Here is a 12,305-nt window from a genome sequence, read left to right on the forward strand (position 1 = left end):
GGGGCCGGCGACTGAGGAAGTTCATTCCCTCAGACACCCAACAGCGTGCCCGGCCAAGTCCCGTCCGGAGATCATGCGTTCCACGCTCTTACGAGCAGTACTAGCAGCCTCCGACCCGAGGTCCTGGCCGAATAGTCAACGTTCCACCCATGAGCAACCAGCATCAGACATTCGCTGATGTACTGGCCTCTGACCTCACCCCGAAGGGATCGGTAAGAAGTGCTCCTTAGAAAGGAGGTGATCCAGCCGCACCTTCCGGTACGGCTACCTTGTTACGACTTCGTCCCAATCGCCAGTCCCACCTTCGACAGCTCCCTCCCACAAGGGGTTGGGCCACCGGCTTCGGGTGTTACCGACTTTCGTGACGTGACGGGCGGTGTGTACAAGGCCCGGGAACGTATTCACCGCAGCAATGCTGATCTGCGATTACTAGCGACTCCGACTTCATGGGGTCGAGTTGCAGACCCCAATCCGAACTGAGACCGGCTTTTTGAGATTCGCTCCACCTCGCGGTATCGCAGCTCATTGTACCGGCCATTGTAGCACGTGTGCAGCCCAAGACATAAGGGGCATGATGACTTGACGTCGTCCCCACCTTCCTCCGAGTTGACCCCGGCGGTCTCCCGTGAGTCCCCAGCACCACAAGGGCCTGCTGGCAACACGGGACAAGGGTTGCGCTCGTTGCGGGACTTAACCCAACATCTCACGACACGAGCTGACGACAGCCATGCACCACCTGTACACCGACCACAAGGGGGCACTATCTCTAATGCTTTCCGGTGTATGTCAAGCCTTGGTAAGGTTCTTCGCGTTGCGTCGAATTAAGCCACATGCTCCGCCGCTTGTGCGGGCCCCCGTCAATTCCTTTGAGTTTTAGCCTTGCGGCCGTACTCCCCAGGCGGGGCACTTAATGCGTTAGCTGCGGCACGGACAACGTGGAATGTTGCCCACACCTAGTGCCCACCGTTTACGGCGTGGACTACCAGGGTATCTAATCCTGTTCGCTCCCCACGCTTTCGCTCCTCAGCGTCAGTATCGGCCCAGAGATCCGCCTTCGCCACCGGTGTTCCTCCTGATATCTGCGCATTTCACCGCTACACCAGGAATTCCGATCTCCCCTACCGAACTCTAGCCTGCCCGTATCGACTGCAGACCCGGGGTTAAGCCCCGGGCTTTCACAACCGACGTGACAAGCCGCCTACGAGCTCTTTACGCCCAATAATTCCGGACAACGCTCGCGCCCTACGTATTACCGCGGCTGCTGGCACGTAGTTAGCCGGCGCTTCTTCTGCAGGTACCGTCACTTTCGCTTCTTCCCTGCTGAAAGAGGTTTACAACCCGAAGGCCGTCATCCCTCACGCGGCGTCGCTGCATCAGGCTTTCGCCCATTGTGCAATATTCCCCACTGCTGCCTCCCGTAGGAGTCTGGGCCGTGTCTCAGTCCCAGTGTGGCCGGTCGCCCTCTCAGGCCGGCTACCCGTCGTCGCCTTGGTGAGCCACTACCTCACCAACAAGCTGATAGGCCGCGGGCTCATCCTGCACCGCCGGAGCTTTCGAACCATCTGGATGCCCAGACGGATCAGTATCCGGTATTAGACCCCGTTTCCAGGGCTTGTCCCAGAGTGCAGGGCAGATTGCCCACGTGTTACTCACCCGTTCGCCACTAATCCCCACCGAAGTGGTTCATCGTTCGACTTGCATGTGTTAAGCACGCCGCCAGCGTTCGTCCTGAGCCAGGATCAAACTCTCCGTGAATGTGTACCGGTAATCCGGTGCAACACCACGAGAGCGGAACAGTCAGGCGGAATAGGCCCGACCGTTCACAGCGTCCTCGCTGTGTTTTTTCAAAGGAACCTCGACCATCGGTTGTCCGATGGACGGGGTATCAACATATCTGGCGTTGACTTTTGGCACGCTGTTGAGTTCTCAAGGAACGGTCGCTTCCTTTGTACTCACCCTCTCGGGCTTTCCTCCGGGCGCTTCCCTTCGGTCTTGCGTTTCCGACTCTATCAGATCTTTCCGATCCGATTTCCTCGGTGCTTTCCAGGTTCCCGCTTCCGCGTTTCCCTTTCCGGCGGTTCCGACTTTATCAGAAGTTTCGGGCCGGACTGACCGGCCGCTCATTTCCGATTTCATCGGGAGAGGCTTCAATGAAATCAGCGTTTCAAGAAGCAAGTAGATGTTCACCATGGCTGGTCCGGGGCTAGAGCCCACGTCCAGGCAACTGTTCGAATCTACCTCCCCGCACTCGCCGTGTCAACGGCTCCTGTGGGGCGAAGAGGAGACTAGCAGCTGAACGGAGGTGGTCGCACATCCGCCGATCAGCAGGACGATCAGGCTGCCGTGGGGACGGTCGCGCTGCGTTCCGCTGCCTCGACGTCGCCTGTCTCTCCAGCACGGGCGGCACGGCCGCCCAGGACGTAGACGTAGGCCAGGAAGGCCACTTCGGCGGCGACCCCGATGGTGATGCGGGCCCAGGTGGGGAGGCCGGACGGGGTGACGAAGCCTTCGATGGCGCCGGAGACGAAGAGGACGAGGGCCAGACCGATGGCCATGCCTATGGCGGCTCGGCCTTCTTCCGCGAGCGCCGTCCGCCGCGTCCGGGGGCCGGGGTCGATGAGGGTCCACCCCAGGCGCAGACCGGTGCCGGCCGCGACGAAGACCGCGGTCAGTTCGAGGAGGCCGTGCGGGAGGACCAGGCCCAGGAACGTGTCGAGGCGGCCTGCCGAGGACATCAGGCCTACGCCGATGCCGAGGTTGAGCATGTTCTGGAAGAGGATCCACAGGACCGGGAGTCCCAGGAAGACCCCGAGGATGAGGCACAGGGCGGCGGCCCAGGCATTGTTCGTCCAGACCTGGGCGGCGAAGCTCGCCGCCGGGTGGCTGGAGTAGTACGTCTCGTACTGGCCGCCGGGGCGGGTCAGCTCGCGGAGTTCGCTGGGGGCCGCGATGGAGGCCTGCACTTCGGGGTGGGTACCGATCCACCAGCCCAGGAGGGCCGCGACGGCCGTCGACAGGAGCGCGGTGGGCACCCACCAGTGGCGCGACTTGTAGACGGCGGCCGGGAAGCCGTGGGCCAGGAAGCGTGTGACGTCGCGCCAGGAGGCGCGTCGGGTGCCTGTCACGGCACTACGCGCGCGGGCAACGAGCTGGCTGAGCCGGCCGGTCAGCTGGGGGTCGGGGGCGCTGGACTGGATCAGGGAGAGGTGCGTCGCCGTGCGCTGGTAGAGGGTGACGAGTTCGTCGGCTTCCGCGCCGTTGAGGCGGCGCTGGCGGCGGAGCAAGGCTTCGAGGCGGTCCCACTCCGCTCGGTGGGCGGAGACGAAGACGTCGAGGTCCATCGGGTGCCTGCTCCTCGGCTGGTCGTCGGAAGCTCGTCGTGGATCAGCTTGTCGTACTACGGTGCGATGCGCGCTCAGCTTGGCAGACTGGCCCTGTCGGGGGCAGGGCAGGGGAAGGACGGCAGGCGTGAGTGAGCTGGTGACGGGCGAGGCTGTGGCGTTGGAGCTGCGCCCCGCGAGGCTGCCCAGCAGGGCGCTGGCCGTACTGCTCGATCTGGTGGCGGCCATGGCGGTCTACGTCGCGGTGACCATCGCGCTGGTCGTTTCCACGGCGTCGCTCGACGAGGCGGCGCAGACGGCGCTGTCGATCGCCACGTTCGTTCTCGTGCTCGTGGGCGGGCCGATCGCGGTGGAGACGCTCAGTCACGGGCGGTCGCTCGGGAAGATGGCGTGCGGGCTGCGTGTGGTGCGGGACGACGGGGGCCCGATCCGGTTCCGGCATGCGCTGGTGAGGGGCTTGATCGGCGTGATCGAGATCCTCATGACCTTCGGGATCGTCGCCTGCATCGCCTCGTTCGTGTCGGCACGTGGGCGGCGGCTGGGGGATGTGTTCGCAGGGACGCTCGTGGTGCGGGAGCGGATTCCGGTCACGCGGGGCGGTTTCGTGCCGCCTCCTCCGCCCTGGCTGGCGGGACGGTTCTCGGGGCTCGATCTGTCCGCGGTGCCCGACGGGCTGTGGCTCGCCGTCCGGCAGTACCTGACGCGTATGCAGCAGCTGGATCCGCAGGTGGGCTGGTCCATGGCGGAGCGGCTGGCGTCGGATCTCGCCGAGCGGACGGGCGCTCCGGTGCCGCAGGATGTGCCGCCGGCGGCGTATCTGGCTGCGGTCGTGCAGGAACGGCAGGCGCGGGAGGCCCGGCGGGCCTTCGGGAACGATGTCGCCCAGGCGACGGCATCCGCGTCCGCATACGTTGCGGCTCCGGCTCCGGCTCCGGCTCCGGCGACCAACGGCCCGGTGGGTACGGGCGAGGCTCCAGCAGCGGGCGACGCGCAGGCCGCGAGCTCGACACCGGCTGCCTCGGCACCGCCTGTCCGGGCGCCCAAGGTGTCCGGCGGTGAGCGGCGGTCTGCGGAGTCACCGGCGGCTTCGGCGGGCGAGCGGCCCGGCACCGGGTTCGTGCCCCCGGCGTAGCGGAGCCCGGCGGCGTCCGGCCGGGCTCGGCTGCGTGCTCAGGTGAACACCGACGGCGGTGACTCCAGGTCTTCGAGCTCGACGCCGGGGGCCGCGAGCACCACGTCCCCGGCGATGTGCACGGTGTGCTGCTCACCCGTGTCCAGGGCTGTGACCTGGTATTCGTCCACGGTCAGGGGGCCGTTGTCAGTGGCGTGTGCTTCGCTTCTCAGCAAGGCCCAGGACTGGTCCACGGTGCGGGGGGCGAGGACCGGGTCCGTGAAGGCGACGAGGCGTACGCGGGTGGCCGCTGTGGAGGGGGTGAGGCGCAGGAGGCGGGCGGTGGCGACGAGGAATGCCGGGGACGTGCCGGTGAAGGCGTGGGCGCGCACATTGCCTTCGGTGGCCTCGGTCCCGGTCGGATCGGTGCGGACCCAGGTGACGCCGTCGAGGGCGGCGCCGCGGACCTGCCAGGCGGCGGCGTGGAGTTCAAGGCGGAGGGGGCGGCCCAGTTCGTCGAGGGTGAGGTCGACGGAGCCGTGGTGATCGCCGGCGGGGGTGGTCAGCCGGGAGACGTAGCGCCAGCCGGAGGGGCCGGGGGCGCACTGGAAGTGCTCTTCTGCGAGGGGGGTGTGATCGTGCGGATCATGGAGCGAATATCGGCCGCGGGGCATGGGGGTCCTGGGTCTTGACGGGCTGGGCCGGTCGCCGGTCCGTCAAACGGGGCAGGCCCCCGGCACGGGGGTGCGGGGGCCTGCCTCGGAGATCAGAACCGGGTGCCGGCTGACCGGCAGCGGTGCTGCTCGGCTCAGTAGCGGTAGTGGTCCGGCTTGAACGGACCGTCGACCTTCACGCCGATGTACTCGGCCTGCTCGGGGCGCAGCGTCGTGAGCTTCACGCCGAGCGCATCGAGGTGGAGGCGGGCGACCTTCTCGTCGAGGTGCTTGGGCAGCACGTAGACGCCGGTCGGGTACTCGTCGGGCTTGGTGAACAGCTCGATCTGGGCCAGGGTCTGGTCCGCGAAGGAGTTGGACATCACGAACGACGGGTGGCCGGTGGCGTTGCCCAGGTTCAGCAGGCGGCCCTCGGACAGGACGATGATCACCTTGCCGTCGGGGAAGGTCCAGGTGTGGACCTGCGGCTTGACCTCGTCCTTGACGATGCCGGGGATCTTGGCGAGGCCGGCCATGTCGATCTCGTTGTCGAAGTGGCCGATGTTGCCGACGATGGCCTGGTGCTTCATCTTGGCCATGTCCGCGGCCATGATGATGTCCTTGTTGCCGGTCGTGGTGATGAAGATGTCGGCCTTGTCGACGACGTCCTCGAGGGTCGCGACCTGGTAGCCGTCCATCGCCGCCTGCAGGGCGCAGATCGGGTCGATCTCGGTGACGATCACGCGGGCGCCCTGTCCGCGCAGGGACTCCGCGCAGCCCTTGCCCACATCGCCGTAGCCGAAGACGACCGCGGTCTTACCGCCGATGAGGACGTCGGTGGCGCGGTTGATGCCGTCGATGAGGGAGTGGCGGCAGCCGTACTTGTTGTCGAACTTCGACTTGGTGACGGCGTCGTTGACGTTGATCGCCGGGAACAGGAGGACGCCGTCGCGCTGCATCTCGTACAGGCGGTGGACGCCGGTCGTGGTCTCCTCGGTGACACCGCGGATCTCGGAGGCCAGCTGGGTCCACTTCTGCGAGCCGTCCGTGATGGTGCGGTTCAGCAGTTCGAGGATGACGCGGTGCTCGTCGGACTCGGCGGTGTCGGGCGAGGGGACCTTGCCGTCCTTCTCGTACTCAACGCCCTTGTGGACGAGAAGGGTGGCGTCGCCGCCGTCGTCCAGGATCATGTTGGGGCCGCCGGTGGGGCTGTCCGGCCAGGTCAGCGCCTGCTCGGTGCACCACCAGTACTCCTCCAGGGTCTCGCCCTTCCAGGCGAAGACCGGGACGCCCTGGGGGTTGTCCACGGTGCCGTTCGGGCCGACGGCGATGGCGGCGGCCGCGTGGTCCTGGGTGGAGAAGATGTTGCAGGAGGCCCAGCGGACCTGCGCGCCGAGGGCGACCAGGGTCTCGATGAGCACGGCGGTCTGGACGGTCATGTGCAGGGAGCCGGTGACGCGGGCGCCGGCCAGGGGCTGCGCCTGGGCGTACTCCTTGCGGATCGCCATCAGGCCCGGCATCTCGTGCTCGGCGAGGGTGATCTCCTTGCGGCCGAATTCGGCCAGGGAGAGGTCGGCGACCTTGAAGTCCTGTCGGTTCTCGACAGTCGTCATTGCGAGCTGCTCCTCGGAGTTGGGGCGAGGTGGGTACGGCTGGTCTGCGCGGCGGCGGACACAGGAGTGCCCGAAAGAGGACACAGGCATGCCCGCGTACGCGCAGCGCAGTCCGTCGGAGGCCCTCTCTCCCTCGGCCGGTCCGCATCGGACCGCCCGACCGCCATCAGCAGCGACGTCTGGCTCCGTCCCAAGCTACACCGGGGTCGGGGGCGAACCCCAGCCCGCCCGTGAATCCGGCGAGTGGTCACCGGCGGGTCCGGGGACGGCGACGGGGCCCGCCGGTTGGTCCGGCGGGCCCCGTGAGCGCAGGCGGGAGAGGTCAGTGGGCCGCGGGGGCCGGGCCTCCGGGGGAGGCCTCGGGGTCGGGGCCCTTGGCTGCCTCGGCCTCGCTGAAGATGTCCGGTTCGAGGTAGATCACGCGGGCGATCGGGACGGCGTCGCGGATGCGGGACTCGGCGGCGTCGATGGCGGTGGCGATCTCGGTCGCGGTGTCGTCGTGCTGGACGGCGATCTTGGCGGCGACGAGGAGCTCGTCGGGGCCGAGGTGGAGCGTGCGCATGTGGATGATGCGGGTGACCGTGTCGCCGTCGACGAGGGCGGCCTCGATCTTCTGGGTCTCCTCGGTGCCGGCGGACTCGCCGAGCAGCAGCGACTTGGTCTCGGCGGCGAGGACCAGGGCGATCAGGATGAGCAGGATGCCGATGCAGAGGGTGCCGATGCCGTCCCAGACGCTGTCGCCGGTGAGCAGGGCGAGGCCGACACCGCCGAGGGCGAGGATCAGGCCGACGAGGGCGCCGAGGTCCTCCAGGAGGACGACCGGGAGCTCGGGGGCCTTGGCGTGGCGGACGAACTCCTTCCAGGAGCGCTGGCCGCGCAGGGCGTTGGACTCCTTGATGGCCGTGCGGAAGGAGAAGGTCTCGGCGATGATCGCGAAGACCAGGACGCCGACCGGCCAGTACCAGTTCGTCAGTTCGTGCGGGTGCTTGATCTTCTCGTAGCCCTCGTAGAGGGCGAACATGCCGCCGACCGAGAAGAGGACGATGGAGACGAGGAAGGCGTAGATGTAGCGCTCGCGGCCGTAGCCGAAGGGGTGTTGCGGGGTGGCCTCGCGCTTGGCCTTCTTGCCGCCGACCAGGAGCAGTGCCTGGTTGCCGGAGTCGGCGAGCGAGTGGACGGACTCCGCGAGCATCGACGACGAGCCGCTGAAGAGGAACGCCACGAACTTCGCTACCGCGATCGCGAGGTTGGCGGCCAGTGCCGCCACGATCGCCTTGGTGCCGCCTGACGCGCTCATATGTTCGCGTTGTCCCTTCGTACGCCGTTCCAGGGCCGGGACGCCGCAGTGTGCGGCGCCCGTGGCTTTGCCCGTGCTTGACGGTGGGCCATTGTTGCAGCCCGCTCCGAGTGCGGTGTTTCAGGTCACCGGCACGAGGGGCGTCGAAACGGTCAGGCGACGACCGTGGCCCGGAAGACCGTCCCCGTTCCGGACACTTCGGCCTTTTCGCCGGCCGGTACGAAGACGGACCGGCCGGGGGTCAGGTCGTGCTCGCCCGCCCGGACGGTGCCGGCGGTGCAGAGCAGGATCTGAGGGGTCGGGCGGGTGAGGTCGTGGGCGGTGCCGGCTTCGGGCAGGACGTAGCGGGAGAGGCGGAACTCGTCGATGGGGGTCTCGTAGACCTCCTCGCCGTCCGGGGATGCCTCGGGGCGCAGGACGCCGGGGTCGCTGGGGAGGAAGCGGACGATGCGCAGGAGTTCGGGGACGTCGACGTGCTTGGGGGTCAGGCCGCAGCGCAGGACGTTGTCGGAGTTGGCCATGATCTCCACGCCGAGACCGTTCAGGTACGCGTGCGGGATGCCCGCGCCGAGGTAGAGGGCCTCGCCGGGCTGGAGCCGGACGTGGTTCAGCAGCATCGCGGCGATGACGCCGGGGTCGCCCGGGTAGTGGTGGGCGATGTCGGCGTAGGGGGCGTAGGCGCCGCCGAGGCGGTCGCAGGCGGCGGCCGCTTCCGCGACGGTGCGGGACGTCTCGTCGGGGTCGGCGGTGAGGATCGCTGTGAGGACCTCGCGCAGGGCGGCGTCCTCGGGGTGGGCGTGCAGCAGGTCGACGTAGGGCTTGAGGGAGTCGACTCCGAGGTCGTCGAGGAGGGCCGCGGCCTCCAGCGGGGCGCGGAAGCCGCACAGGCCGTCGAACTCGGTGAGGGCGCAGATCAGTTCGGGCTTGTGGTTGGCGTCCTTGTAGTTGCGGTGCGGGGCGTCCACGGGGATGCCGCGGCGTTCCTCGTCCGCGTAGCCCTCCTTCGCCTGGGCGAGGTCGGGGTGGACCTGGAGGGAGAGCGGGGCGCCCGCAGCAAGGAGCTTGAGGAGGAAGGGCAGCCGGGGGCCGAACTTGGCGACGGCGGCGGGTCCGAGTTCCTTCTCGGGGTCGGCGCCGACGACCTCGACGAGTGTGCCCCGGCCGGTGCGCGAGGGCGCGCCGGGGTGGGCGCCCATCCACATCTCCGCCTGTGGTTCGCCGGTCGGTTCGACGCCGAGCAGCTGCGGGATGGCGGTCGGGGAACCCCAGGCGTAGGGGCGGATGGTGTTGTCGAGGCGGTCCATGGGGTTCTCTCTGGGTGTGCGGGGTGCGGGCGCTTCAGGGTGTCCCGGGCAAGATCAGGCCCTCGAAGCGAGCGCCAGGTAAACCGCGGCGAAATCCGTGATGGCGATCAGTTCCGCGAGGGTCTCCAGTTCGCCGCCGGCCTCCGGTTCGAGCTCGCTGATCGGTGTGTCGTGGCTGAGGGCGAGGTCGCGGGCGCCGGGGGCGGCGGTGAGGCCGCCGATGGGGCGGTCGCGGAGCAGGACCACGCGCGCGTGCAGGGCGGGTGGTTCCTCGACGCGGTCGCGGAAGAAGTCGTCGGGGTCGGCGCTGGCGGCCAGGGGGCCGGCGAGCAGGGCGCCGTGGGCGGCGAGCGCCTCGGGGAGTTCGGCGACGACCGCGGGTGTTCCGGACAGTTCGGCCAGGGCGGCGGCGAAGCGGCGGCCGGCCGGGCCGGCCGAGATGCCCTCGGTCCAGACGATCGGGAGGGCGTCGGCGAGTTCGGCGGCGAGGGTCTTGGCGGCGTTGCTGTACGTGGCGATGGCCGGGCCGCAGCGTTCGGCGACGCGGTCGAGGCGGTCGGCGACCTTGCCGAGGGCGTCCGGCGGCGCGGCGAGCACGCCGGTGCGGTCCAGGAGCGCGAGCAGGGGGGTGAGCAGGGCCCACAGGACGCCGGGGGCGGACGCGGCGAGGGGCTCGTCCTGGTCGTACGGGGCGGTCGCCACGGGGACGAACAGGCCGTGCACGCCGGCGACGGCGTCGGCGAGCGGGGTGCGGGCGGGGGCCACGGCCGCGACGGTGCAGCCCCGGCGGTAGGCCTGCTCGGCGAGCAGGGACAGGCCGGGTTCGGTGCCGTCCGGGGTGGTGATCAGCAGGAGGTCCACGGAGCCGACCCAGCCGGGCAGTTCCCAGCGCAGGGCGCCGGCGGCGGGGGCGACGCCGGTGGGCGCGAGGCGGGTGACCGGGCTGCCGGCGCCCGCGAGCGTGCCGATGAGGTCGGCGGCGTGGGTGGCGGCGGCACCCGGGCCGGCGATGAGGACCGCGCGGGGGCGGCCGTCCGGCTTGAGGTCGCCCACGCCCGCCTCGGCGGCGTGGCGGGCGGCCGTGCGGACGCGGGCGCCGGCTTCTGCGGCGCCGCGGAGCAGTCCGCGGTGGTCGGCCTCGGCGAGGCCCTCCGGGGAGTCGAGCAGCGATTCGTCGAGCATGGGCGGCAGCTTCCCATCGCCGGGGTCCGTTGTCGGGGTGTCCTGGATCGTGCCCGCTGTGCCGGGGGCTATGTGCACCGGTGTCTCGCGCGGGTGCCTGCGCCCCCGCCGGTCACTCGGGGCGGCGGGCCTCGTCGACGAGCAGGACGGGGATGCCGTCGCGGACGGGGTAGGCCAGGCCGCAGCTGCCGTCGGTGCAGACCAGTTCGGCTTCCTGCTCCTTGAGGGGGGCGTGGCAGGCCGGGCAGGCGAGGATTTCGAGGAGGCCGGATTCGAGGGGCATGAGGGGTTCCTCCGAGGTGCGGGCGCTTGGGGTCGTGCCTGGTCAGGTTACCGCCGGTGGGGGTGGGGCCTCAGCTCCTGATGATCCCCAGCACCTCGTCGCGCACCCGGGCCATCGTCTCGGCGTCCCTCGCCTCCGCGTTCAGGCGCAGCAGCGGTTCCGTGTTGGACGGGCGGACGTTGAACCACCAGTCGGCGGAGGAGACCGTGAGGCCGTCGAGCTCGTCGAGGGTGATGCCCTCGCGGGTGCCGTACGCGGAGCGGATGGCGGCGAGGCTGGCCTGCTGGTCGGCGACGGTGGAGTTGATCTCGCCGGAGCCGGCGTAGCGGTCGTACCGGTCGACGAGGGCGGAGAGGGGGCCGTCCTGGCCGCCGAGGGCCGCGAGGACGTGGAGGGCGGCCAGCATGCCCGTGTCGGCGTTCCAGAAGTCGCGGAAGTAGTAGTGCGCGGAGTGCTCGCCGCCGAAGATCGCGCCGGTGCGGGCCATCTCGGCCTTGATGAAGGAGTGGCCGACGCGGGTGCGGACCGGGCTGCCGCCGTTCTCCTCGACCACCTCGGGGACCGACCATGAGGTGATCAGGTTGTGGATGATCGTGCCCTTGCCGCCGTGCCGGGCCAGTTCGCGGGAGGCGACCAGAGCGGTGATCGCCGACGGGGAGACCGGCTCGCCGCGCTCGTCGACGACGAAGCAGCGGTCGGCGTCGCCGTCGAAGGCGAGGCCCAGGTCGGCGCCCTCCTCGCGGACCCGCTTCTGCAGGTCGACGAGGTTGGCGGGGTCGAGGGGGTTGGCCTCGTGGTTGGGGAAGGTGCCGTCGAGCTCGAAGTACATCGGGACCAGCGTCAGCGGCAGGCCGGCGAAGACCACGGGGACGGTGTGCCCGCCCATGCCGTTGCCCGCGTCCACGACGACCTTCAGGGGGCGGATGGAGGTCAGGTCGACCAGGGAGCGCAGATGGGCCGCGTAGTCCGACAACGTGTCGCGGCCGGTGATGGTGCCCGCCTTCGCGGCCGGCTGCGGGGCGCCCGACTCGCTCCAGCCCTCCACCAGTTCACGGATCTCCGTCAGGCCGGTGTCCTGCCCGACCGGGGCGGCGCCCGAGCGGCACATCTTGATGCCGTTGTACTGGGCCGGGTTGTGGGAGGCGGTGAACATGGCGCCCGGGAGGCTCAGCGCGCCCGAGGCGTAGTACAGCTGGTCCGTCGAGCAGAGGCCGATCTCCGTCACGTCGGCGCCCAGGGCGGCCGCCCCGCGCGCGAAGGCCCGCGACAGGCCCGGCGAGGAGGGCCGCATGTCGTGCCCCGTCGTGATGGCGCTCGCGCCGGTGACCCTCACGAAGGCCGCTCCGAAGAGCTCGGCCAGGGACTCGTCCCACTGGTCGGGGACGACTCCGCGTACGTCGTACGCCTTCACGACCTGCGACAGATCAGCAGCCACGGCCAACCTTCCTGAAAAAGTACTGTCGGTCCGCCCAAACTACCCTCGCCCACCGACAGCGCGCCGGGCGGACGCCCGGAAGACCC

Annotated in this window: 9 protein-coding genes and 1 rRNA gene; 1 reads left to right on the forward strand and 9 read right to left on the reverse strand. The window is 69.4% G+C overall.

Going from position 1 to position 12,305, the window contains the following annotated elements; translation table 11 throughout:
• Positions 1-230: 230 nt before the first annotated feature.
• Together RFN52_RS15710 and RFN52_RS15715 are read right to left on the reverse strand one after the other, a co-directional pair.
• Positions 231-1,755 (reverse strand): 16S ribosomal RNA (locus RFN52_RS15710).
• A gap of 578 nt (positions 1,756-2,333) precedes the next feature.
• The gene (locus RFN52_RS15715; RefSeq protein WP_184847024.1) at positions 2,334-3,341 is read right to left on the reverse strand and encodes a stage II sporulation protein M; all 1,008 of its coding nucleotides are present in this window, start codon (positions 3,339-3,341) and stop codon (positions 2,334-2,336) included.
• Between the two features lie 127 nt (positions 3,342-3,468).
• Here RFN52_RS15715 and RFN52_RS15720 point away from each other — a divergent pair, with 127 nt between their 5' ends.
• On the forward strand, positions 3,469-4,473 hold the full coding sequence (locus tag RFN52_RS15720; RefSeq protein WP_184847026.1) for an RDD family protein: 1,005 nt from the start codon (positions 3,469-3,471) through the stop codon (positions 4,471-4,473).
• Between the two features lie 38 nt (positions 4,474-4,511).
• Here RFN52_RS15720 and RFN52_RS15725 read toward each other — a convergent pair whose 3' ends face one another.
• The 7 genes from RFN52_RS15725 to RFN52_RS15755 all read right to left on the reverse strand — a co-directional run bounded on the left by RFN52_RS15725 (position 4,512) and on the right by RFN52_RS15755 (position 12,219).
• Complete coding sequence (locus RFN52_RS15725) at positions 4,512-5,126, reverse strand: hypothetical protein (protein WP_184847028.1); 615 nt, start codon at positions 5,124-5,126, stop codon at positions 4,512-4,514.
• Between the two features lie 134 nt (positions 5,127-5,260).
• Positions 5,261-6,718 (reverse strand): adenosylhomocysteinase, encoded by a 1,458-nt coding sequence (gene ahcY, locus RFN52_RS15730; protein WP_184847030.1) that lies wholly within the window; start codon positions 6,716-6,718, stop codon positions 5,261-5,263.
• A 322-nt stretch (positions 6,719-7,040) separates the two neighbouring features.
• Positions 7,041-8,015 carry a cation diffusion facilitator family transporter gene (locus RFN52_RS15735; protein ID WP_184847032.1) on the reverse strand — a complete coding sequence of 325 codons (975 nt, stop codon included), beginning with the start codon at positions 8,013-8,015 and terminating at the stop codon, positions 7,041-7,043.
• Positions 8,016-8,167: 152 nt separating this feature from the next.
• A complete protein-coding gene (gene manA / locus RFN52_RS15740; protein WP_184847034.1) occupies positions 8,168-9,319 on the reverse strand; it encodes a mannose-6-phosphate isomerase, class I in 1,152 nt (383 codons plus the stop codon).
• A gap of 54 nt (positions 9,320-9,373) precedes the next feature.
• The gene (locus RFN52_RS15745) at positions 9,374-10,501 is read right to left on the reverse strand and encodes an SIS domain-containing protein (protein WP_184847036.1); all 1,128 of its coding nucleotides are present in this window, start codon (positions 10,499-10,501) and stop codon (positions 9,374-9,376) included.
• Positions 10,502-10,613: 112 nt separating this feature from the next.
• The gene (locus RFN52_RS15750) at positions 10,614-10,784 is read right to left on the reverse strand and encodes a Trm112 family protein (protein ID WP_184847038.1); all 171 of its coding nucleotides are present in this window, start codon (positions 10,782-10,784) and stop codon (positions 10,614-10,616) included.
• Positions 10,785-10,854: 70 nt separating this feature from the next.
• A complete protein-coding gene (locus RFN52_RS15755) occupies positions 10,855-12,219 on the reverse strand; it encodes a phosphomannomutase/phosphoglucomutase (protein WP_184847040.1) in 1,365 nt (454 codons plus the stop codon).
• Positions 12,220-12,305 lie beyond the last annotated feature (86 nt).

Origin of the sequence: Streptomyces collinus, assembly GCF_031348265.1 — a bacterium.
GTDB lineage: Bacteria > Actinomycetota > Actinomycetes > Streptomycetales > Streptomycetaceae > Streptomyces > Streptomyces collinus.